The 22,372-nt window shown below is 70.7% G+C and carries 22 protein-coding genes; 6 read left to right on the top strand and 16 right to left on the bottom strand.

Annotated elements, in window-relative coordinates:
- Positions 1 to 75: 75 nt before the first annotated feature.
- Complete coding sequence (locus BLU27_RS03760) at positions 76 to 2,067, top strand: DUF8034 domain-containing protein (protein ID WP_157728195.1); 1,992 nt, start codon at positions 76 to 78, stop codon at positions 2,065 to 2,067.
- A gap of 6 nt (positions 2,068 to 2,073) precedes the next feature.
- Here the strand turns inward: BLU27_RS03760 and BLU27_RS03765 are convergent, their stop codons facing one another.
- Positions 2,074 to 2,622, bottom strand: coding sequence for an HNH endonuclease (locus BLU27_RS03765; protein ID WP_092650569.1), 549 nt, complete (start codon positions 2,620 to 2,622; stop codon positions 2,074 to 2,076).
- 384 nt (positions 2,623 to 3,006) lie between these two features.
- Here BLU27_RS03765 and BLU27_RS03770 point away from each other — a divergent pair, with 384 nt between their 5' ends.
- Entirely contained in the window at positions 3,007 to 3,255 is a 249-nt protein-coding gene (locus BLU27_RS03770; protein WP_092650571.1) for a hypothetical protein, read from the top strand.
- Positions 3,256 to 3,512: 257 nt separating this feature from the next.
- On the opposite strand, the gene BLU27_RS03775 is transcribed toward BLU27_RS03770, so the two are convergent.
- From BLU27_RS03775 to BLU27_RS03790, 4 genes are all read right to left on the bottom strand, one after another.
- Positions 3,513 to 4,244 (bottom strand): formylglycine-generating enzyme family protein, encoded by a 732-nt coding sequence (locus tag BLU27_RS03775; RefSeq protein WP_241827769.1) that lies wholly within the window; start codon positions 4,242 to 4,244, stop codon positions 3,513 to 3,515.
- 266 nt (positions 4,245 to 4,510) lie between these two features.
- Entirely contained in the window at positions 4,511 to 4,966 is a 456-nt protein-coding gene (locus BLU27_RS03780) for a YtxH domain-containing protein (RefSeq protein WP_092650573.1), read from the bottom strand.
- Complete coding sequence (locus BLU27_RS03785) at positions 4,963 to 5,550, bottom strand: DUF1772 domain-containing protein (protein WP_197681667.1); 588 nt, start codon at positions 5,548 to 5,550, stop codon at positions 4,963 to 4,965. Before BLU27_RS03785 ends, BLU27_RS03780 begins: the two co-directional genes overlap by 4 nt.
- Positions 5,547 to 7,721: an MMPL family transporter gene (locus BLU27_RS03790; protein ID WP_092650575.1), complete on the bottom strand. Its 2,175-nt coding sequence runs from the start codon at positions 7,719 to 7,721 to the stop codon at positions 5,547 to 5,549. Before BLU27_RS03790 ends, BLU27_RS03785 begins: the two co-directional genes overlap by 4 nt.
- Before the next feature lie 156 nt (positions 7,722 to 7,877).
- Between BLU27_RS03790 and BLU27_RS03795 the strand changes: the two genes are divergently transcribed.
- The gene (locus BLU27_RS03795) at positions 7,878 to 9,125 is read left to right on the top strand and encodes a sensor histidine kinase (protein ID WP_241827770.1); all 1,248 of its coding nucleotides are present in this window, start codon (positions 7,878 to 7,880) and stop codon (positions 9,123 to 9,125) included.
- The gene (locus tag BLU27_RS03800) at positions 9,122 to 9,835 is read left to right on the top strand and encodes a response regulator (RefSeq protein WP_277869277.1); all 714 of its coding nucleotides are present in this window, start codon (positions 9,122 to 9,124) and stop codon (positions 9,833 to 9,835) included. Before BLU27_RS03795 ends, BLU27_RS03800 begins: the two co-directional genes overlap by 4 nt.
- A gap of 9 nt (positions 9,836 to 9,844) precedes the next feature.
- Here the strand turns inward: BLU27_RS03800 and BLU27_RS03805 are convergent, their stop codons facing one another.
- On the bottom strand, positions 9,845 to 10,219 hold the full coding sequence (locus BLU27_RS03805) for a TraR/DksA family transcriptional regulator (protein ID WP_092657147.1): 375 nt from the start codon (positions 10,217 to 10,219) through the stop codon (positions 9,845 to 9,847).
- Positions 10,212 to 10,817, bottom strand: coding sequence for a TetR/AcrR family transcriptional regulator (locus BLU27_RS03810; protein ID WP_172804860.1), 606 nt, complete (start codon positions 10,815 to 10,817; stop codon positions 10,212 to 10,214). Before BLU27_RS03810 ends, BLU27_RS03805 begins: the two co-directional genes overlap by 8 nt.
- Before the next feature lie 95 nt (positions 10,818 to 10,912).
- Between BLU27_RS03810 and BLU27_RS03815 the strand changes: the two genes are divergently transcribed.
- Entirely contained in the window at positions 10,913 to 11,440 is a 528-nt protein-coding gene (locus tag BLU27_RS03815; RefSeq protein WP_092657149.1) for an NUDIX hydrolase, read from the top strand.
- Here the strand turns inward: BLU27_RS03815 and BLU27_RS03820 are convergent.
- The 4 genes from BLU27_RS03820 to BLU27_RS03835 all read right to left on the bottom strand — a co-directional run bounded on the left by BLU27_RS03820 (position 11,437) and on the right by BLU27_RS03835 (position 14,566).
- Positions 11,437 to 12,210, bottom strand: a complete 774-nt coding sequence (locus tag BLU27_RS03820; RefSeq protein ID WP_092650581.1) for an SDR family NAD(P)-dependent oxidoreductase — start codon at positions 12,208 to 12,210, stop codon at positions 11,437 to 11,439. The genes BLU27_RS03815 and BLU27_RS03820 overlap by 4 nt on opposite strands.
- Before the next feature lie 22 nt (positions 12,211 to 12,232).
- Complete coding sequence (locus BLU27_RS03825; protein ID WP_092650583.1) at positions 12,233 to 12,496, bottom strand: acyl-CoA-binding protein; 264 nt, start codon at positions 12,494 to 12,496, stop codon at positions 12,233 to 12,235.
- A gap of 101 nt (positions 12,497 to 12,597) precedes the next feature.
- The gene (locus BLU27_RS03830; protein ID WP_241827771.1) at positions 12,598 to 13,605 is read right to left on the bottom strand and encodes a Gfo/Idh/MocA family protein; all 1,008 of its coding nucleotides are present in this window, start codon (positions 13,603 to 13,605) and stop codon (positions 12,598 to 12,600) included.
- Between the two features lie 157 nt (positions 13,606 to 13,762).
- Positions 13,763 to 14,566, bottom strand: coding sequence for a phytanoyl-CoA dioxygenase family protein (locus BLU27_RS03835; RefSeq protein ID WP_092650585.1), 804 nt, complete (start codon positions 14,564 to 14,566; stop codon positions 13,763 to 13,765).
- 273 nt (positions 14,567 to 14,839) lie between these two features.
- Between BLU27_RS03835 and BLU27_RS03840 the strand changes: the two genes are divergently transcribed.
- A complete protein-coding gene (locus tag BLU27_RS03840; RefSeq protein ID WP_092650587.1) occupies positions 14,840 to 16,027 on the top strand; it encodes a cytochrome P450 in 1,188 nt (395 codons plus the stop codon).
- Here BLU27_RS03840 and BLU27_RS03845 read toward each other — a convergent pair.
- The 5 genes from BLU27_RS03845 to BLU27_RS03865 form a co-directional block, all read right to left on the bottom strand.
- On the bottom strand, positions 16,024 to 16,452 hold the full coding sequence (locus tag BLU27_RS03845; RefSeq protein ID WP_092650589.1) for an NUDIX domain-containing protein: 429 nt from the start codon (positions 16,450 to 16,452) through the stop codon (positions 16,024 to 16,026). The genes BLU27_RS03840 and BLU27_RS03845 overlap by 4 nt on opposite strands.
- Positions 16,453 to 19,071: a hypothetical protein gene (locus tag BLU27_RS03850; protein ID WP_157728196.1), complete on the bottom strand. Its 2,619-nt coding sequence runs from the start codon at positions 19,069 to 19,071 to the stop codon at positions 16,453 to 16,455. It lies immediately after the preceding gene.
- Positions 19,072 to 19,236: 165 nt separating this feature from the next.
- Positions 19,237 to 21,336 carry a phosphocholine-specific phospholipase C gene (locus BLU27_RS03855; RefSeq protein ID WP_092650591.1) on the bottom strand — a complete coding sequence of 700 codons (2,100 nt, stop codon included), beginning with the start codon at positions 21,334 to 21,336 and terminating at the stop codon, positions 19,237 to 19,239.
- Between the two features lie 163 nt (positions 21,337 to 21,499).
- Positions 21,500 to 21,949: an SRPBCC family protein gene (locus BLU27_RS03860; protein ID WP_092650592.1), complete on the bottom strand. Its 450-nt coding sequence runs from the start codon at positions 21,947 to 21,949 to the stop codon at positions 21,500 to 21,502.
- Positions 21,946 to 22,323, bottom strand: a complete 378-nt coding sequence (locus tag BLU27_RS03865) for an ArsR/SmtB family transcription factor (RefSeq protein WP_092650594.1) — start codon at positions 22,321 to 22,323, stop codon at positions 21,946 to 21,948. Before BLU27_RS03865 ends, BLU27_RS03860 begins: the two co-directional genes overlap by 4 nt.
- Between the last annotated feature and the right edge of the window lie 49 nt (positions 22,324 to 22,372).

The following is a 22,372-nucleotide window of genomic DNA, read 5'->3' on the forward strand; positions in this document are numbered from 1 at the left end:
GGACGTCCGACCGGTTCAGGCCGACCTCGGCGCCACCTTCCCCGGTGGGTTCGCGCGGTGCCTACAGTGCCGAACGTGCCGAGCGACAGCGTGCCGAACGGAATGAGCGTGCCGAGTGAACCGAGCGTGCCGAGTGAACCGAGCCGGCCGACCGTACTGACTGACGAGCCGACCGACTCGGCGACCGAAGGGGCGACCGACGCTATCCCGCTGATCGATTCGAACGACGTGGCCGTGCCTCCGGAATGGGCCCGGTTGCAGCGTGAGCTGCTGGCGGCCTCGGAGCAGGCGGCGCTCGAGTTCGTCGACTGTTACGCACGCCCGGACGGCACCCTGCCGTGGCGGGAGTCCTGGCCGGGCATGGACGGTTCGGACGACCCGTACGAGGGGTTCCAGGGACTGCCGATGCTGTACCTGCTCGGTGGGCGCACCGAACTCCTCACCCTCGCCCGCCGCCAGTGGGACGCGGTCACCTGGCAGTGGACGGAGTACGGCCAGATCCACCGCGAGTTCGACGCGTACTACGACTGGATGCACCACGGCGAGGCGAACAACCTCCTGTATCTGCTGGCGCTGGCCGACCCGACGAGTGTGAAGGAACGCCAGCGGGCGGTGCGGTTCGCGGGCTTCTACACCGGCGAGGACCCGGAGGCGGCGAACTACGACCCGGACCGCCGGCTGATCCGCTCGCCGCTGACCGGCTCGCGCGGCCCGCGGTTCACCGTCACCGCCGAGGACTGGAGCACCCACCGGGAGGTGCTGGACAACTACCCGCCGCCGTTCGAGGACCTGCCGGGGGTCACCGGGCCCACGTGCCCGTGGACCGACGACGCGACGTACGCACACATCCTGGACCGGATGAACGCCCGGATGACCCGTGGCGACGTACCGCTGAACCTCACCGCGACCAGCCTGCTGACGCACGCCTACCTGTTCACCGGGGAGGTTCGCTACCGCGACTGGGTGCTCGGCTATCGCGCCGCCTGGCGGGAGCGCGCCGAGCGCAACGGTGGCTTGCTTCCGGACAACGTCGGGCCCGACGACGTGATCGGGCAGTACATGGACGGCGCGTGGTGGGGCGGCTACTACGGCTGGCGCTGGCCGCACGGCGCCCACCAGATCCTCGAGGCGGTGGCGATCGCCTGCACCAACGGCGTTCTGCTCGACGGGAAGCTTTCGCACCTGGACCTGATTCGTTCCCAGCTCGACGCGTTGTGGGACCTCGGACATGACGACCAGACCGGACCGGGCGGCCGGGTGGTGCCGCACCGGCATGTCGACGCCGGCTGGACGGACTACCGGCGGCCGGACGCGCGTGTGCCCGTCGCGTGCTGGAGCGTGAGCCACACGACGGAGGACCTGGACCGGGTGCTCCGGTTGCCCGGATCGGCGGAGTGGGGAACGCCGACGGACCGGATCGCCAAGGCCAATGGTGCCGCCAACAGCGAGCACTGGTTCGCGTACGTGCACGGCGCCAACCCGGACTACCCTGCGCAGATCCTGGCCGTCAACCAGCGTCAACTCCAGGAACGCCTGACCCGGATCCGTTCCGACGACGGCGACCCGGCCGAATGGGACGTCCACCACTGGCAGGACATGAGCCCGGTTTTCGCCGAGGGACTCGTGCAGACGATGCTGGGTGCGCCGCTGCACGTCTACCACGGCGGTCTGCAGTTCGCGACCGTTCGCTACTTCGACCACGCCGCGCGGCGTCCGGGCCTGCCGCCCGACGTGGCCGCGCTGGTGGAACACGTCGACGGCTCCTCGGCCACCGTGCACCTGGTCAACTGCGACGCCGACGGGCAACGCGAGGTCGTCGTCCAGGCAGGCGGATTCGCCGAGCACCACATCGAGCACGCCACCGTGCTCGGCGCCGACGTCGACGCCGCGCAGGTCGCGGTTGACAGTCGTTGGCTGCGCGTACGCCTCGCCCCCAGCGGGCAGATCCGGCTGCGGCTTTCCATGCGCCGGTTCCTCAACGACCCGACGTACGACACACCCTGGGTCAGCCGCGCCGACCAGCCCGCGCTGATCCGTTCCCGCGATCTCTCGGAGTTCGGCGGGTAGTGCCCCTCAGAACGGTGGGAGGTCATCGTCGGCCGTTCCCGTTGTGGCGCTGACCGCTGGGTCATCGACGGCCGGGTCGGTGAGGGATGGTGTTCGGCTGTGGTACTGCCGGCCGTGGGGGTCGGTGAGGGTGTGTTCGCCGGGTCCGGTCTGGTGGAGTTTCCAGTCGCGGTCGGTTTTGGCTTTGTGGTGGCGCGGGCAGAGCGGTGCGATGTTGTCCACGGCTGTTTCTCCGCCGTGGGCGTGTTCGGTGTTGTGGTCGAGGTGGCAGGTGGCGGCGGGTCTCCTGCAGGTGGTCCATACGCAGCGCTGGTCGCGGGCATGCACCAGCTCTGCCTGCAGCCCGCGCAGGAACCTCGCCGGTATCGGGTGCAGATGTAACAGTCGCCCGGTGACGGGGTGGGTGACCCCGACGGAGAATCTGGCTTCGGGGTTGTCGAGGTGGTTCGCGACGATGCGGCGGGCCACCTCGGTGATGACCGGCCCGAACCCGCCGAGCTCACCGGGCTGGGCGGACAGCCCCATCAGGGTGGTCAGCGGGATGGTCAGCTGCACCTTGGCGCGCGTTCGTATCGGCCCCCAGCTCGGCTGCGAGGACGACCAGGGCGGCGGTGTGGGTGGTGGTGTCGGGTTGCCCCTCGGTGGATCAGGCGGGTCGGCCGTTTCGTCGGGTCGGCGGTTCTGCCGCGGGATCTGACCCGCGGTAGGCCGCCCGCCGTCGGGAGCAGCGGTGTGAGCAGCTGCACTGCCTGTGGCTGCGCCGCGTTCCGCTGCGTTCTGCCCGATGGGGCTGCTATCTGCGTCCTCTGCGGCTGCGCTGCGCGCGGCGGCGTCGTGGGCTTCAGCGTCGTGGGCGGTGGAGCAGTGGCAGGGGGTGTAGTGGGCGGTGGTGTTTGCGGTTCCGGCGGGAGCGCAGTCGCCGCAGTCACAGTCGGCGCTGTGCAGGTCGTGGTCGGGGTAGCGGTGAACCGCACAGCACCCCTGCTCGCCGCGCTGTTCAGCGTCACGCGGCGTTTCCTCCCGCGGCGTCTCGTCCTGCTCGGCCTCGTCCTGCTCAGACTGGTGCTGCTCAGCCTCACCCTTCTTGGTCTGCTTCTGCACCGCACCCTGCGCTGCCTGGTCCTGCCAGGTGTGGTTGGTGGCCGCTGGGACCGAGCAGTCTTTGATGTCGGCGGTGCCGGTGAGTAGGGCGGCGGCGGCGACGTCGGCGCGGAGTTGGCTGAGGGTGCGCGAGTCTCCGGACGATTTGACTGCGCGGGCGATGGCGTCGATGTAGCCGTACGCCTCGGCGGCCTGGTCTGCGGACAGGCCGCGGATGGCGAGGTCGGCGACGCCGTCGACGGCGGGCCAGATCGCGACGTTCCGCCCGGACCTGGCCGCCCGGTGCCGTTTGGCCGCGGCGTCGGGGTCTGCCGTGACAACCTCAAGTTGTCTGCACGGAACGCTCAGTCGTCTTGCGTACGACCGGACACGCTACGGGCGAGCCGAAAGCCGAGGTCGTCGATCGCGAACGAGGGATGGCTTCGGCGGCGGACGGTGGCACCGCAGCCACGCGCCTCCTCGGCCCACCCGCCGCCGCGGAAGATGTGGTAGGAGCCGTAGACCTCCTCGTCGTAGAGGTCCCAGCACCACTCCCAGACGTTGCCCAGCATGTCGAACAGTCCCCAGGGGTTCGGCGCCTTGCCGCCGACGTCGTGCGGCCGTCCTCCGGAGTTGTCGGCGTACCAGGCGATGTCGTCGAGTTCGCCGTAGCGGTATCCGGTAGTGCCCGCCTTGCAGGCGTACTGCCACTCCGCCTCGGTCGGCAGCCGGTAACCGTCGGCTGCGCGGTCCCAGATCACGTCGCCGGCGCGCGGGTCGCGGGAGTACGCCGGGCGGAGTCCGTGCCGGGCCGAGAGCTTGTTGCACAGGTCGACCGCGTCGAACCAGTTGACGTTCGTCACCGGAAAGGCATCACTCGCCGATCCCGCGGATTCGGCCGCGGTGGCGGCACGGTGAAGGTTCACCGTGACCGGGACGCGCGCCAGCCAGAAGGGCGCGAGCTCGACCTGCCACCGAGCGCCGATCCGGTCGTCCCGTAGGTCGACGCAGCCACCGGGGATCTCGACCATCGCCGGCGCGGTCGGGTCGTCGGTGGGCAGGTGCACGTGGAGTCCCTTCGGGCTGAACGGTCCCATGAGGTCGACTCGGGAGGTCGGCTCGGCGCAACCATAGGCGGAGCCCGCATCCGACCGCACCCGGATTTGACTTCTCTTTCACCGTCACCAATGTGACGGCCGACCTACGAGGATCGGCAGCGATCATGTCGACACCAAGCCGCAAGACAAGTGCCCGTAGCTGCACGACTCGATGTTCTCCGGCGGCGTCAAGGTTGCCGTCAAGTAGCAGTTGACGTGCCGGGGCCGCGGTCGCCACACGCGGCCCCGGCCCTTCGGGCAGGGGTTCACCGACCGCCCTTCGGCGCGGGCACAAGGCGGCACAGCAGCGCCGCGACCGCGCCGGTGACAGCGCCGACGAGCAGGCCGGTGACGAGACTGGACACGACGGCGGCGGCACGGATGATGCGTTCCTGCGCTGTGGGGTCGAGGCCGGCGAGGTTGCCGCCGAGCGCCGGCGGCCGCGCTCCGAAGCTCTCCTCCCACAGCAGCTGGTGCCCGGCGGCGAGGAACACCGCGTAGATCGCGCCGATCACCACGACGGTCAGGAACGGACGTGGCGGCCGCCGCCACAGCACGGCCGCGATCCAGCACAACGGCGGCAGGAACACGAACAGCCCGTTGACGAACGTGCCCTCCTCGATGACGTCGAGGTCGTGCAGCACCACCCGGGGGGCTGCCAGTGCGGCGAGCCCGACCAGTGCCGGCCAGGAGAATCCCAGTACGCGCGTCGCCCGGCTCATCGCCCTGCCTCCGCCGCATCGGTCGCGGGCACGGCGGCCGCGCGGGCACTCTCCCGGTCGCACAGCACGAACGCGGTGAAGGCGAGCGCTGCGGTCACCGCGCCACCGGCGAGGCGTACCCAGTGCCCGGCGACGAACTCCTCGGCGACCTGGCGAAGGTACGCGGCGGAGTGGGTGCCCACCGGGTCGACGAACATGATCTCGTTGCGCGGCCAGAAGAACAGCACCGAGAAGAGGAACTCGCAGGCGACGAAGACTGCCGCCGCTCCGGCGACCCACCAGCGCAAGCGTGGGTTGCGCAAGCTGAGCGCGAACGCGGCGAGGCTGCTGATCGTCACGGTCGCGCCGAGCGGCGGGAAGTAGTCGCTCGGGCCGCCCGCGACCATGAACTCCCGCGCCCGGTCCAGAGACGCCGGCGCGTCACCGAAGATGTTCGGGTACAGCATCACCGTCTCGGCGGCCACCCCGCCGAAGGACAACATCGCGCCCCACACCAGCACGACGAGTGCGAACCAGGTCAGTTTCGTACGGGACACCTTGGAGTACCTCCTGCTGCTGGACGGCGCCGGATCGGTGCGGTTCATCGTTCGATCACCACTCGCGGCAGCCGGCGAAGCCGGCTCGGCAGCCACCAGGCGCGGGCCCCGAACACCTGCATCACGGCCGGGAGCACCAGGCAGCGGATCACCACGGCGTCGAGCAGGACGGCCACCGCCAGGCCGAGTCCGAACTCCTTGAGCATCCGGCCCGGATCGAGCAGGAAGGCTCCGAAAACGACGATCATGATCGCTGCCGCGGCGGTCACCACCCGCGCGGTGGTGGCCAGACCCTCGGTGACCGCGAACGACGCGTCGCCGGTCCGCTCCCACTCCTCGTGCATCCGGGACAGCAGGAACACCTCGTAGTCCATGGACAACCCGAAGACGATGGCGAAGATCATCACCGGGACGAACGCCTCCACCGGACCCGGTTCCACCCCGAACAGTTCGCCGGCGACGCCCTTCTGGAAGACCAGGGTGACCACACCGAGCGACGCGCCGACGCTCAGCAGGTTCAGCACCGCCGCCTTCAACGGGATGAGCACCGAGCGGAAGACGAGCATCAGCAGCAGCGCCGACAGCCCGACAACCACACCGGCGAACAGCGCCAACCGGTCCTTGACAGCAGTGGAGAAGTCGACCACCGCGGCGGTGGCACCACCGACGAGGAAGGTCCCACCGGTCTCCTCGGCCACCCCCGGCAGCACGTCCGCGCGCAGCCGGTCCACCAGGTCGACGGTCGCGGTGTCCTGCGGCTTGGAGTCGGGAAAGACCAGGAGGGTCGACACACCACTCCGCTTCGCGGGCATCGGCGGGGTCACCTCGGCCACTCCATCGGTGCCGGTGAGCGCCCGCTGCGCGGCCTGAGCAGCCGGCCGGCCGCCCTCGGCGAGTACCAGCAAGGGGCCGTTGACGCCGGGGCCGAACCCTTTGGCCAGCAGGTCGTACGCCTGCCGGCTGGTCTTCGTCTCCTGGTCGTTGCCGGCGTCGGCGAACCCCAGGTGGAGGTCGAGAAGTGGCACGCACAGCGCCGCAAGAGCGACCACGGGTACGACGATCGCGGGCCACGGCCGCCGCTGCACCGCTGTCGACCAGCGCCGCCAGCGGACGCCCTCGGCCGACCGGGCGCGAGCGGCATGCCGGCGTACGGCCCGTTCGAGCCTGCTCCCGAAGATCGTCAGCAACGCCGGCAGCAACGTCAGCGACGCGAGCATCGTCACCAGGACCGTCAGCCCGACCGCCACCGCGACACCCTGCAGGGCGCCGAGCCCGAGAACCGTCAAGCCCATCAGGGCGATGATCACCGTGCAGCCGGCGAAGAACACGGTCCGTCCGGCGGCGTCCAGCGCCCTCTTCGTCGCCTGGTGGCGATCCAGGCCACGCAGCAACTCGGTCCGGAAACGGGAGAAGACCAGCAACGCGTAGTCGATGCCCACGCCGAGCCCGACCAGGATCATCACCGGCGTGGTGAAGTCCGCCACCACCGCGACGTGCGAGGCCAGTGCGACCAGACCCACGGTCGCCCCCACGGCGAACACCGCGATCACGATCGGCAGACTCGCCGCCAGCACAGAGCCGAACATCAGAACCAGGATCACCAGCGCGGCGAGCAACCCGACCCCCTCGGCCGCACCGCCGCCGCCGTCCTCGGCATCTCGTACGGCGTCACCGGCGAGTTCGACTCGCAGGCCGCCGTCGCCGGCCTGCTGCGCGGTGTCGATGATCGCCCGCACCGCCTCGACCGGAACGTCCGGCGACGGAGCGTCCAGCAGCACGGTGGCGTAGGCGATGGTTCCGTCCGCACTGACCGCGTACCGCTCGGCGTACGGACTGGTGACGTCGGCGACGTGTGGCAGTTCACGAACGGCGGCGAGCATCCGGCCGACCCGCGCCCTCGTGTCCGCCGAACCGATGCCGCCGGGATCCTGCAGGACGACCGAGATCGTGCCGCCCGCCTGCACCGGCGACTCCGCGGCCAGCCTGTCGGTCACCTGCTGGGACTCGGTGCCCGGCAGCGAGACGTCGTTCTGGTACGCCGATCCTGCCGCCTGCGCGGCCACGGTGGCACTGACGAGCACGACGACCCACAGCACCAGCGCCGACCATCGGTGCCGTGCGGACCAGTCGGCCAACCGTTCGAAGACGCTGCCCTGGCGGCTGGATTCGTCCACGGACGGGTGGGGGGAGCGGGACTCGACCCGCGGCTGCTCAGCCATCGCTACGCACCTCCTGTGGTGACGCAGCGACGCTACGAAGGCCGGGCACTTCCCGAGAACGCCCTGCGGGAGGGTCCTCGCGTACCCCCGCGGGGGTACGGGCCATGCTCCGGTCGAGGGATCCGCCGGGCGGCCTGGAGGACCTACTCTGGGCGGGTGCTCCGACGAATCTGGACCATGGCGCGGCCTTACACCGGCCTGGCCGTCGACCTCTCCGTCGCCGTGGTGGCGTTCGTCGTCTCGGTGGGCGTGCTCAGCTCCGGCGGGTTCGGCACTCCGGACCCGGGGATGCGAGGCCTGGACCAGGTGGCCGTCGTCGTGGGCGCGCTGGCCACCCTCCCGTTGGCCGCCCGCCGGTTCGCACCACTCACGGTCTACCTGCTGACCGCCCTGGCCACCGGACTGCTCCTCTATCTGCGGTACCCGTTCGAGCTTCCGCTCGGCGCGGCGATCGCGGCGTACGAGGTGGCCCGCGCCTACGGCGATGCGGGCCGCACCCGGCGGTTGGTCGCGATGACCGCTGTCGCGGCGTTCGTCCCGTTCCTCACGTTCGTCTACACCCTGGCCGGAGTCCACCTGGAGGCGATCGTCTCGGGCCTGCTGTTGTGGGTGGCGATCTTCGTCGGCCTGTGGATCGCCGGTGACCGGGCGCGGCTGCGACGAGAACGCCTGGCGGGCCTGGAGGAACAGGCCCGGCGTTCTCTCCGCGACGCCGAACGCGAACGCCGGCTCGCGGTGGCCGAGGAACGCACCCGGATCGCCCGGGAGCTGCACGACTCCGCCGGGCACGCCATCAACGTGATCCTCGTCCAGGCCGGCGCCGCCCGGCTGCTGCAGGAGCGTGACCCCGCCGGTTCCCGGCAGGCGATCGCGGCGATCGAGGACGTCGCCCGCGCGACGATCACCGAGATCGACCGGCTGGTCCACGCACTGCGCGAGGACGACCCGGCGGTTCCACCCCCGCCCGCCGACCCCGGCGCCCTGGCGGAGCTGCTGAGTGAGCAGCGCTCCGACGGGCTGGTCCTCACCAGCGAGGTGCGCGGGGAGCCCCGGCCACTGCCGCGCGGGGTGGCCTGGGCGGCCTACCGCATCCTGCAGGAGGCGCTCACCAACGCTGCTCGGCACGGCACCGGAACCGCCCACGTCACGGTGGACCACAAGCCGGACGCGGTCGAACTCGCCGTACGGAATCCGGTGCCCGAGTCCTCGCGGACCTTCGCCACCGTGCCGGCCGGCTCCTCCGACCTCCCGGCCGGCGACGCGCCGGGAACCTCCGGGGCCAGCCACGGCATCATCGGCATGCGCGAACGCGCCACCCTGCTGGGCGGGTCGTTCGAAGCCCGCGCCGACCACGGCACGTTCTGGCTGAGGGCCCGGCTGCCCTTCGACGGGAGTGGCCGGTGAGCGTCGGCGAGGGCAGCGGCTCGAGCCCCGCGCTCCGGGTTCTGGTCGTCGACGACGACGACCTGATGCGGGCCGGGCTCCGCGCCGTCCTGTCCACCGACGAGACGGTCGAGGTGGTGGGCGAGGCGAGCAACGGACGGGAGGCGGTCGAGGAGGTCCGCCGGACCCGCCCGGACGTCGTACTCATGGACGTACGGATGCCGGAGCTGGACGGCATCGCCGCCACCCGCGCCATCGTCGAGGCCGACCCGGACGCCCGGATCCTCATCCTCACGACGTTCTCCGACGACGAGTACGTCTACGGCTCACTCGCCGCCGGCGCGTCCGGCTTCCTGCTCAAGCGGACCAGGCCCGAGCAGCTCATCGCCGGGATCCACACGATCGGCTCGGGTGAGTCCCTGCTGTCCCCTGCCGTCACCCGTACCGTCATCGACCGGATGGCCGGCCACGGCCGCCCCCCTGCCGATCCCGGCGCCCTCGGCAGGCTGCGCACGCTGACGCCGCGCGAACGCGAGGTCCTCGAACTCATCGGCCGTGGACTGTCCAACACCGAGATCGCGGGCACACTGTTCGTGGAGGAGTCGACGGTGAAGACGCACGTGAAGCGGCTTCTCGGCAAGCTCCACCTGCGTGATCGCGTGCAGGCGGTGATCCTTGCGTACGAGACGGGTCTGGTGCGACCGGGCGAGCGGGGTCCGGTCAGCGGCTGACCGAGGATTTCACCGCGACCGAGCGGCGCAGGTGACACAGGTCGTGGTCGCCGGACGGATCCGCAGTCGTTCGACCGGGATGGGCCGCCCGCAACGTTCGCAGGTGCCGTACGTCCCGGCGGCCATCCGGCCCAGCGCAAGGTCGAGTTGACGCAGGTGTTCACGTGCCTGGTCGAGGAGCGCCTGCACGTGTGCGCGTTCGAACGCGGTGGACGAGCCCTCCGGATCGTGCTCGTCGTCGGTGGCCACCAGCGCGGCCGACTCCACGATGCCGGTCAGGTCGCGGGTGAGGAACGCGAGCCGCTCGGCGGTGCGCTCCCGGTCCGCCTCGATCAGGGCGCGTAGCTCGGCCAGGTCGCTCGCCGGCAGTCCGGCGTCACTCATCCCGGCCACCCTCCTCGGGAACGCCCGCCGACAGCATCCTCGTCACGGTTCGCTGGTACGCCTCCAGATCCAGGTCCGGCAGCACCGCGCGGTGCAACAGCAGTCCGTCGATCAGTGCCGCGAACACACCGGCGGACGCAACCGGGTCGGGGTGCCCGCACGCCGCCAGCCAGTCCGCGAGCCGCTGCCGGACCTCCTCGATCAGCGCGGCGAACTCCGCGCGCAGGGTCTCCTCCCGCGTGGCGGCGAGGAAGCCCTCCATCATCAGCAACGACGCCGGGTCGGTGCCGGTGTAGGGGCGCAGGAATCCGAAGAGCGTGTCCACCCCGGCGCGGACGTCGGTCGCCCGGCTCAGGACGTCCACCAACTGGAAGACGGCCTCGCGAGCCGTCCGCATCACCGCCTCGCGCACCAGGTCGGCCACCGAGGAGAAGTGGTAGTGCACGAGGCCTGCGTTGACGCCGGCACGTTCGGCGACCAGGCGGGTGGACACCGCGCCCCAGCCGACCTCGCCGACGAGTTGGGCGGCGGCGTCCAGCAGCCTTGCCCGGGTGGCCTGTCCTCGGCCGGAGGGCGCCGGCCCGCGTCCGGCGGTCACCTCCGCGCTCCCGGGTCTCGCACGTTGCCTCCGTGACTGGTCGGTCGCCCAGGACGCTAACACGTGCTCACCGCACCGGCCGGTACGGTGTGGAGGTGACCGATCGGTTCCAGGTGGTCCCCGCCGCGTACGTGATGTTCCGCCGCACCGTGGACGGCGCCGAGCAGGTGCTCCTCCAGCTACGCCAGGGCACCGGTTACATGGACGACCACTGGGCGATGGCCGCTGCCGGGCACGTCGAGGAGGGCGAGTCGGTGTTCGAGGCGGCCTGCCGGGAGGCCCGGGAGGAGCTAGCGGTGAAGATCGACCCGGCCGACCTCACCCCCCTCACCGCCATGCACCGAACCGGCCGCACCGGTGACCCGATCGACGAGCGGGTCGACTTCTTCCTCCAGTGCCGCACCTGGGCCGGCGAACCCCACCTGGTCGAGCCGGAGAAGGCCGCCGACCTGCGGTGGTTTCCACTGGACGCCCTGCCCGAGCCGGTCGTACCCCACGAGTTGTTCGTTCTCGAGCGGATCCGCGCAGGCGGGATCGACCCCGTGGTCAGCTTCGGCTTCGCCGGCCCGGCGTTGCCGTCCGCCAAGGGGTCCGGAAGTACCGACCGGCAGGACGCGTCCTAGAACGTCACGGCCAGGCCGCCGTCGACCGGCACGATCGCCCCGCACACGTACGCCGCGGCAGGCGAGGCGAGGAACGCCACCACCTCGGCCACCTCGGCAGGCGTACCAGCACGCCGCATCGGGATCCGCCCGCCACGCACGTAGACCGACTGGAACTCCTCGCTCTCCAGCTCGTTCTCCCCGTCGACGACCGACATCGGGGTGTCCACGAAGCCCGGTGCGACCGCGTTCACCCTGATGCCGTGGTCGGCGAGCTCGAGCGCGAGGCACCGGGTGAGCTGGTCGACCGCACCCTTGCCCGCGTTGTAGTGGCTGGACTCCGCCAGTCCCCGGTTGCCGTTGATCGAGGAGACGTTCACGATGACGCCGCCGGTGCCCCGGGCGACCATCCGGGCGGCGACCTCGCGGGAGAAGAGGTAGGCGCCCTTCACCAGCACGTCGAACGTGCGCTGCCAGACCGGCGTGGGCGCCTCGACGAACCGCACCGGCTCGAAGATCCCGGCGTTGTTGACCAGGACCGCGACCGGGCCGACCTGCTCCTCCGCCGCGCCGACCACCCGTACGACGTCCTCCTCGACGGTGACGTCGGCGGCTGCGAAGGTGACGTCCAGGCCGTCCGCACGCAACGCGTCCCGGGCTCGTCCCCCGGCCTCGGCGCGGCGGTCGACGATGACGACGCGGTCCCCGCCGCCCGCCAGCCGCCGGGCCGTCGCCAGCCCGATACCGCTGGCGCCCCCGGTGACCAGTGCGACCCGCCCGGCGTCAGTCATCGCGTACTCCTGGGTCGGGGCGTCAGCGGATCAGGTCGGCGGCGAGGTCGACGTACGCCCGCTTGGCCTCCGCCGAACTCATTCCGCTCACCGACGCCCACGCGTCGTGCTTGGCCCGCCCGACCGGGTTGGTGAACCCGGGCCGTTTGCCGTCCACGTCGCCGATCGTCGCCTGCTTGTACAGCGCGTACAGCCGCAGCTTGACGTCGTTGCCCGGGTCCTGGTCCGCGCCGAGCGCGGACACCGCCTTCACGGCACTGGTGAAGTCCGTCTCAAGGTCACTCATCCCGCACCTCCGCGTGCGGGGCGCCGGTCGCCCCGCTCCATCGGTCTATGCCCCGACACAGCCGCGCGCAACGACAACCGCGCGTTCCGGTCAGAGGTTGATCAGCGGAGGGAGATGCGGGCACCGCCCTGGCCGGCCGACCGGTAGATCGCCTCGCTCAGCTCGGCCACCGCGATTCCGGCTGCGGGCGGCGCCTCGTTGACGGCCCCGTCGCGGATCGTTGCCAGCAGGGCCTGGTGGATCTCCGGGGGCTCCGGGAGGTTCACCGGCTGCACGAGCTCGCCGTCGCGGTAGTGCACCACCCGGCCGGTACGCCACGGGTGCTGCGGGTCGGCTTCGTACCGCAGCAGGCCGTTGGTGCCGGAGACGGCGACGTTCTCCATCCAGGTGGTGGCCAGGTCCCCCACGACGTGAAGCTGGCCCTGCACACCACCGGCGAACGACACCGTCGCGGCGGTGTTGATGTCCACCGGCGACCCGGCGTTGTCCACCAGCGCCGAGACGGTCTCCACCGGCTTGCCGACCAGCCACAACAGCATGTCGGCCAGGTGGGAGCCGCTGTCCATCAGCATGCCGCCGCCGGACAGGGCCGGGTCCTGCCGCCAGGTGCCCACGGTGTTCTTCAGCCAGCGCTGGCCGACCGAAACCATGATCGACCGCAGCTCGCCGAGCTCCCCGGAGGTGATGACCTCCCGCATGTAGCGGTACGCCGGGTCGAACCGCCGCTGGTAGCGCACCATCACGGTCACCCCGGCCGTCGCCGCGGCGGACTCGATCTCGCGCGCGTGCGCCGGGTCGCAGGTGAGCGGCTTCTCGCACAGCACGTGCAGGTTGCGCTTGATGGCCCCCACCACGATCGGGTGGTGCAGGGTGTGCGGGGTCACCACGGTGAGTGCCTCCACCTCGACACCGGCGTCGTACAGCTGCTCCACGTCGGCGTACGCCGGTACGTCGGCGACAGCCGGCACCCTGGTGCGGAAACTCGCGAGGTTTCGCTCGCTCGGGTCGACCAACGCCACGATCTCGAAGTCGGCCAGATTGGCCAGCGCCAGCGCGTGCCCGGTCGCCGCGCCCCCACAACCGACCACAGCGACCTTCAGCCTGCTCACGTCCATGCCTCCCAGCGGTGCGGAATCTCGTATGTCCGCACCGACCCTTCCACACCGGCCCGGACGGGGCGGAACCCTTATCCGGGAACGGACAAGGGCTCGGCGGCCCGTCAGGACGCGGCTACGGAGGGACAGGTTTGCCGGTGTGCCGGCCGTCCTACCGCGACGCCGACCGAGCCGCGCGTGACCACACGACCGGGAACGCGTCGTCGGTCATCAGCTCGCCGTCGCCGACGGTGACGAACTTCTTCATGATGTGCTCGCCGGCCGCGGCGTAGCGGGTGTCGTCACCCATCACGTGGACGGCGATCGCCCGGCGGGGGCGGTTGCTGGTGTTGCCGTGGGAACCGTGCCAGGTCAGCGAGTGGTGGAAGTGCACCTCACCCTTGGCGACCGGGCGCAGGACCACCTCGACCGGCTTTCCTTCGTACGTCTCGGGCAGGGCCGGGTCGTCCTCGGTCCGCCGCAGGAAGTCCATCTGGTCGCCCCACAGGTGCGAGCCGCGCACCATGCTCATGCAGCCGTTCGACTCGTCCACGTCGTCCAGGGCGACCCAGGCGGTCACCTGCGTGTCCGGTGTCAGGATCGGCCACAGCGGCGCGTCCTGGTGCCAGTGCAGCAGACCGCCCTGCTCGGCCGGCTTGTACTGGATCTGGTCGTGCCAGACGCGCAACTGCTTCGCGCCGCTGAGCTGGGCCAGCTCCTCGGTGATCTTCGGGTTGTGGATCAGCCGCTCGAACGCCGGGCTGGCCTGCCAGATGTTCACGATCTGCCAGATGGGGCGCTCGTCGGTGCCCAGGTTTGCGAGCTGGACCGGCTTCGGAACGTCGGTGCGGTCGCGCTGCTCGATGACGCGTTCCATCTCCGCACGCAGCTCGTCGACCTCCCCGTCGTCGAGCACCCGCGAACCCTTCACGAACCCGTCGGCGCGAAAGCGCGCCACCTGCTCCTGCGTCAGCATGCTGAGGATCTCCTGACCCTGGTCGCGCCGGCGCGGCCCGCGTGCTGCCCCACAAGCCGCACGCCGCCGCATCTGTTCTGGTTACGCCTTATGCGCAACGTGTCGCGGCGATGCGGGGATTGTCAAGCGTCGTTCAGCGTTCGGACTCGGTTCGGACAGGCTCAGGTCCGGACGGTGAGGACCCGCGGCCGTTGACCACCGCCCGGTCGTTGACGGACGCTGGATGGAGGCCGTCCCACTGACGGCCGACGGGAGCGGCGCATCGGGGGAACGATGACCACGGTCGCGGACACGTGGACGACCCATCCGGACCAGTTCTGGCTTCGGGGACAGGCGCCGCCGGCGCCGGTGGAGTACGCCGAGCGGCTCGGATTCTGGAAGGTGTACGGCTATCCGGAGGCGGTGCGCATCCTCGCCGACCCGCAGACCTTCTCCTCCGACACCAGCCGTTTCGTACCCCGCCGGGACTTCGTCGAGGGGAACCTGCCGACGATGGACCCGCCGGAGCACCACAAGCTCCGCAAGCTGGTCAGCCGGGCGTTCACACCGAAGGTCGTGGCCGATCTCGAGCCCCGCATCGCCGATCTGACCCACGAACTTCTCGACCGGGTGAAGCCGGACCGGATGGAGCTGGTCGCCGACCTCGCCTATCCGCTTCCGGTCATCGTCATCGCCGAACTCCTCGGCGTCCCCAGCAGCGACCGGCACCTGTTCAAGCAGTGGGTGGACGGCGCGTTCAGCAGCTCCGAGCAGTTCTCCCTCGTCGAGCCGAGCGAGCAGCAGCAACGCGCCATGGACCGGGCGTTCGAGCAGCTGCACCACCTCACCGACTACCTCGGCGAGCACGCCGCCGAGCGGCGCCGGCGTCCGCGCGCGGATCTGCTCACCAAGCTTGTCGAGGCCGAGGTGGACGGTGAGCGGCTCAGCGACGCGGCCGTGGTCAACTTCGCCAACGTGCTGCTGATCGCCGGGCACATCACCACCACCATGCTGCTCGGCAACACGGTGCTGTGCCTGGACGCCCACCCGGGCGTCGCCGCGCGAGTACGCGCCGACCGCTCCCTGGTGCCTGGGACCATCGAGGAGTCGCTGCGGTTCCTCAGCCCGTTCGCCGCCCTCGCCCGGGTGACGAACACCGACGTCGAGGTGGGCGCAACGCCGATCCCGACCGGACAGATGGTGATGGTGGTGCTGGCCGCGGCCAACCGGGACCCGCGGCAGTTCACCGACCCGAACGTCTTCGACCCCGGCCGCGATCCCAACCCGCACCTGGCGTTCGGGCGCGGCATCCACTTCTGCATCGGGGCTCCGCTTGCCCGCCTGGAGGGCCGGGTCGCGCTGAACATCCTGTTGGACCGGTTCCCGCACCTGCGGACCGACCCGGACGAGCCGCCGGCCTTCCTCCCCTCGCCGAACCTCACCGGCGTACGGACTCTCCCGCTCCTGCTCGGATCCGGCTAGGCCTCGATCCGCAGCGCGGCGTCGACGAAGGCGACCGAGATCGCGGGCAAGTTCAGCTTGACGACCTCCCCGGCGTCGGCGAGGAACGTGCCGAGCTCCCATCCGGCGAGGTCGGCCCAGTCCTCTCCGGCACCCACCGCCCGGGTCCTCGCGACACCGAGGTAGACCAGCTGCAGGAAGTCCGGATGCGGATAGGGGTGGTCCGGCGGAGCGTCCACCAGCCGCCGCAGATGCAGAAACCCCAGCGGCACAAGGGATTCCGGGTCCAGGTGCCAGCCCGTCTCCTCGTACACCTCACGAACAGCGGTCTGCGGTGGCGTCTCACCCGGCTCGGGCCGGCCACCCGGCAGTACGTGGATGCCGTTCGAGGAGGGCCAGCAGGTCCGGATGGCGAATGCCGAATCCCGGGCGCCGGCCGAGTTCACTCATCGGGCACAGCTGTCCGGCAGGGGGACGGAGGTGCCGACCGGCGCCGGGAGCTGCCGGCACCGTGGCGTACCGGCTATCGCCGCACCGGACAGGCGGATCATCCCGGCGGCACCGTCGACCTCCACGTCGAACGTCCGCCCGTGGTAGGTCAGCCCGGACAGCCCGCCGTCCACGTCACCCGACATGCGGACGAACACGGGTGTACCGTCGTCGGCTCGACAGCCGTTCCGCAGCCACACGAAGTCCACCAGGTTCACCGCGCCGAACATCGACGGCCGGACGCCCGTACCGACCGGACCGCTCGGCGGGTCGTCGTACACCTCGGCGAACGAACCGGCTCGTACGATGTCGCGGATGTTCGCCTGCACGAACACGTCCGCCTCGGCGGCCATGCCGTTCTCCAACAGGCCGTACGTCGTGTAGGTGACGTCGGGCGCCTTCACGTCGGGGAAGCCGAAGCCCGCCAACGTCGCGACCGGTGAGAACGAGGCCATGAACCGCTCGGTCAGCAGACTTCGCTGCCGCGCGGTCAGCTGCGGCAGGTGCAGGCCGGTGCACACCCACAGCGTGTTACCCGGGCTGTCGGCGTGACTGCCCTTTAGATAGTGGTACTGCAGCGTGGACGAGATGCCGCCCGCCGGGAAGAACCAGTTCCCGTAGTCGCGCGTCAACTGCTCCTTGCGCCCACGCCAGATAGGCACGTCGCCGGGCTCACCGACGACGTCCGCGATCCGCTCGGCGTACCCGAAGTCGACGATCAGCGAGACGACGAACTCCGCGTCGCGCTCGTCGGGAATGTCGTGGTCACCGAAGATCCACCGTGGATTCTCCTGTGCCCACAGCAGATACCGCCGCAGATCGGCGTAGATTCCGGTGAGGCGAGCGCGGTCCCCGGTCACCGCGTACAGCATCCAAGCGGTCTGCGCCTTGCGGCTGGGCAGGCTCTCCCCGCCGAGCTTACCGTCGGCGTCCACCAGCGACATCAGGCCCGCGAACGACGCCCAGGCGACGTCGGGCCGGAGGTAGCCGAGGTACTGGATGCCGAGCAGGCTGTCCCAGCTGGCGGATGGGCGAGCGCCATCAGCGCCGTAGTTCCACATCGACGGCTTGCCGGTGGCGACCTGTGGGTGGTGGTAGCCGACCTCGGGCGCCTCCGGAAGGGTGTTGGCCGCGAGAAAGTGCCAGGCCCGGTAGTAGGTCGCGGCGACGTCATCCGGCCCGACCCCGTTGGCCGGCACGCCGGGCAGGGTGAAATCACCCGGGCGTGGGACGCGTTCGAGCTCGGCGTTCCAGAATGCCGTCCAGCGGGCCTGGTCCCGGGCCGCCGCGTCGGGCCGGGCCGCGTCAAGCGCCCGTTGCGCCGACCGCGCCGAAGCTTCGCCGGCGTAGGCGAAACCGAGGCCGACAGCGCGGTCCTCGGCAGGAACCACCACACCCCAGCACCCGCTCGGAGGTGGCACCTCGAGTTCGGGGCCACCGGCGCGCAGGTCCGTCTCGTTCGCGTAGTAGCGGATCTGCGCACCCCGACCGACCGTGACCGAGTAGCTGAACGCCTCCGCTCGCACGGTCACCACCCCGCGGCCGTCGAGCGCGATCTCCCCGGTGAAGCGCCCGGCGAGCATCAGCTTCCGGCCTCCGGTGACGTCTCGCACGGCCAGCACCCGGGTGAGGCTCTCCGCGTCGTGGAACTGGTCCCGTCCGCGCACGCCGCCCCCGGAGGCGTAGTCCGCGAAGAACTCCAGCGCCTGCGGCCGCCACGTGGTGGAGAAGTCCTTCGCGGCCTCCAGCCACGAGGTCGGCTCCGCCTGCACAGCGATCCGGTCCACGACCAGCGGCGCGTTCTTCTGGACGACGAACAGCCGCAGGGTGAAGGCTCTCGTGCCCGACCAGCCGGTGAACCTGCGAAGATCGTAGGAGAACGCCCCGGTCGCCGTCGTGTCTCCCTGGAGCACCGTGTCGACCGGTGCGTCACCCTCGTTCACCTTCAAGGCCCACGCACCGGCGACGCTGGTGACGTCGACAGTCACGACCGGGAATGCGTCGACGTCCACGGTCAGTGTCCGCGACAACGCCCCCCAGGGGTTGGGCGCGGAGTCCGGCAGCGTCATCGTCAACCGCGAGTTGGCAGTGGCGGCCACTACTCCCGGCTCGGCACTCCACTGCGGCGAGAGGTCGTCGAAGTCGTCGGCGAACGCCACCGCCGGCGGCTTCGGGTCAGGTTCACCGTCAGGTCGGACGTACAAGCTCAACAACGAAGGCACCCGGGTCGCCTGGTTGTGGGCGTAGTAGCCGACCGACAGTGGGAGTTCGGGCCCGCTGTTCTGCTCGAGCTCGCTGCTGGTCTGGTTGAAGTCGTACGGATTGACGACGATCCGGCTCATCGGCACCGACAGCCAGCGCGGCTGCCCCGGACCGGAGACGGCGAGCAGTTCGGTCGTGGGTGGCGGCGCCTTCGCGGCCGCGCCGGGTGCGACCTTCGCGGTCGCGGCCACCGCCTGGTCCCGCGCCCCACCTGCGAGCGCGGTCAGTCCCAGTGCAGAGACACCTGCGAGCACACGACGGCGCGTGATCCCGTCTGGATGGAACCTGTCGGCGGCGCCGTCATCGGTAAGCACGAATCCCGACCATAGCCACACCGGCACTCTCGGTGAACCGGCTCGTCCTGCATAGGTCAGGCGATCCCCCTTGCTGGGTTGACGTCCGCGTGCTGTGGTCGACGGGCGTCATCGCGTCTCTTCCCCGCCGGTCGTCGACCGGCGGGCCCTCTGGCGATCAGGGAGTCAGGCGGTCCGCCCCGCTCGCCCGTCCTCGACCCGGCCGGCGAGCCGACGGCGGAACGTCGGGTCCTCCGCCGCCTGCACCTCGATGTCGTACCACCCGTCGTCAGTCGGCCACTCGAGCATCCGCCGCTGCCTGGCGGACAGCCTGAGCGTCCGGTCGGCGTCACCGTGGTCGAGGGCGCGCAGCCGAAGGGTCACGGCCGTCCCACTGGCGTTGCTCACCTGCAGGCGAAGCTGGAGCCCGCCGACCGGCGCGGCAACGCGCACGTCGACCCCGGCGGCCGAACCCGCGACCGTCCCGGCGAGTTCGTACCAGAACCTGTTCGGGCCCTGCACGCCGAGCCGATACCGTCCACCGGACACCTGCACCCGTTCGACGTGGTTTCCGTGCACGTCGAGATGACGCGGCCGGTCGAACTCCCCGGCGTACGGATAGATCGCGAAGTGTGCCGAGGCCGTTCCGTCGTTGGTGAGGGTCAGTGCGAGCCGTCCACCGCCCTCGAGCCGGGTGCTCACTGCCGGACGGTAGGGCAGAGCACGCGCCGGCCGGTGGCCCGGCTCCTGCGGCGGCACGGACTGGTCGGTCGGTGGCTGCGGGTGCCAGCGGTCGATCGGCGCGGGCACCGGCCCGGGGTGGTCGAGCCTGGGCGCACGGCCCTGCCGACCGAAGTCGAACGCGGACGTGAGATCACCGCAGACCGTACGCCGCCACGTGCTGATGTTGGGTTCCCGCACGCCGGTCCAGCGTTCGAGGAAGCGGAGCACCGACGTGTGGTCGAAGACCTCGGAGTCGACGTGTCCGCCGATCGTCCAGGGCGAGACCACCGTCATCGGCACCCGCGGGCCGAGTCCGATGGGCTGCCCGTCGTACCAGTCCTCGCCGTTGCCGGACGCCGGACGCGGCGGCACCGGCGGCGGAACGTGGTCGAAGTACCCGTCGTTCTCGTCGAAGTTGACGAACAGCACCGTCCTCGACCAGGTGTCCACGTCCTCCGCGAGCGCGTCCAGCACGTCGTAGATCAGGTTGGCGCTACCCACCGGAGTGGAGGAGCCGGGGTGCTCGGAGTCGACCGCCGACGGCACCAGCCAGCTCACCTTCGGCAGCCGGCCGGCGGCGATGTCGGCACGCAGCCGGGGGACCAGGCTCTCCGGCTCGCTGCGGTACAGCGCCCGGTCGAACAGGCTGCGCTCAGCCGGGGTGAGACCCGCCCGCCCGGCAGCCAGCTGGTCCAGCAGGCGCCGCCGCTCGGCCTCGGGCCGGTCGAACAGCGCGAAGTACAGCTCCTCGGTGGTACGGAACTTCTCGTCCACCGCGGTGAGCGCCTTCGTACCCACCTGTTTGAAGGGGCGGAAGTACTCCACCGCGTTGTCGGTGAAGTTGTCCCACTCCTGGTAGATCTGCCAGGGGACGCCGGCTGCCTCCAGTCGTTCGGGATACGTCGTCCACTCGTAACCCGGGTGGTCGTAGTCGTACGCCGCGTTGGTGACCGCCCGCTGCGTCGTGCCGGGCTCGAAACCGACCTTGCCGCTCCACAGGTAGTTGCGGTTCGGGTTCGTGGAGCCGAACACCGAGCAGTGGTAGGCGTCGCAGAGGGTGAAGGTGTCCGCGAGCTCGTACTGCAGCGGGATGTCGCGCCGTTCGTAGTACGCCATGGTGGCCTCGGTCTTCGCGGCCACCCAGTCGTCGTACCAGCCGCGCGCCCACGCCTTCGTGCTTCCCGGCCAGCTGTGGTCCAGCGCGCCGAGGTACTGGATGTCGGACGGGTCGCGGTGCGCGCGTTCGGCGCCCTCACGTACCGAGAACGGCAGCACCTCTCCGCCACCGGGTCGCGGCTGATGCGACAGCGGCCGGCCGCTGGGCAACCTCAGCGGCGTGCGGTCGCCGTACCCACGGACTCCGCGCATCGTGCCGAAGTAGTGGTCGAACGACCGGTTCTCCTGCATGAGTACGACGACGTGCTCGACGGCCTTCAGGCCACCTGGCCGCGTGGGCGCGGCCATCGCACGATGGAGGGACGGCGGCAGCGTGGACGCGAGGCCCGCTCCGGCCGCGGTGGCGGCAACCGAACCGAGCAGGCGGCGACGGGAAAGTTGGGTCACGGTCGCAGTGTCGTCGCGTTCGGTGCACCTGTCGCCAACGGCGACCGATCCAGTGGTGGCCGGTTGGTGACGAGTCCCTCGGAGAATCACTGGTCGCCGGCCACCACCGCCTTGCCGGTTTCGGCGTCGAAGGGCACCGAGGCGAGGTCGGGCAGGCGAGCGGTCAGGACTGGCCGAGTTCGCGGCCGAGCGCGTCCAGCCAGCCGCCGGTGCCCTGTTCACGCCATTCGGGATGCTCCTGGTCGTCGAGGAACGTGCCCTGCTCGGTGAGTACGAGCTGCGTGCCCGTGCCGTCGGGGACGAACTCGACCGTGGTCACCGACACCGTCGCCAGCACCCCGCGGCCGAACAGCGACGTGGTGTAGACGATGCGCTCGTCGGTGAGGATGTCGCGGTAGACCGACTCGGCGACGATCTGTGCGCCGTCGTCCGTGCGCCCGTGGGCCGCCTCGGTGCCGCCCACGCGGAAGTCGAGGGTGTACGCAGGGTCGTCTGCCGCGAACCACTTCGCCTTCGTGTCGCGATCGGCCCATGCCGCGAACACCTTCGCGGGCGGCGCGGAGTAGGTCCGTTCCAACGTGAACGTGCTGTGCTTCACCGAGTGCTCGGTCATGATCTGGTCTCCTCAGTGGTGTTCGTCGGGGGCGACCTGCGCTCGTCCGCGCTCTCGCCGAGGACGTCGCCGAGGCGGTCGAGGCGGCGCTCCCATGTGGTTCGCCGGAGGCGCAGCCACTCCTCGGCGCGCCGCAGGCCGGACGGATCGATCTGGCAGGTGCGGACGCGGCCGGCCTTCTCCGACCGAACCAGCTCGCTCGCCTGCAGCACCCGCAGGTGCTGAACCGTGGCCGCGACCGTCACGCCGAGCAGCCGCGCCAGCTCGCTCACCGTTGCCGGGCCGCGGGTCAGGTGATCGACGATCGCCCGCCGGTTGGCGTCGGCCAGGGCGTGGAACACCCCGTCGGCAGCCTCAGCGTGATGCTTAAGCATGTGCTTAACCATATGCCTTCCGTCCGAGAAATTCAAGTCGACGCTTAAG

This window comes from Actinopolymorpha singaporensis (assembly GCF_900104745.1).
Lineage (GTDB): Bacteria > Actinomycetota > Actinomycetes > Propionibacteriales > Actinopolymorphaceae > Actinopolymorpha > Actinopolymorpha singaporensis.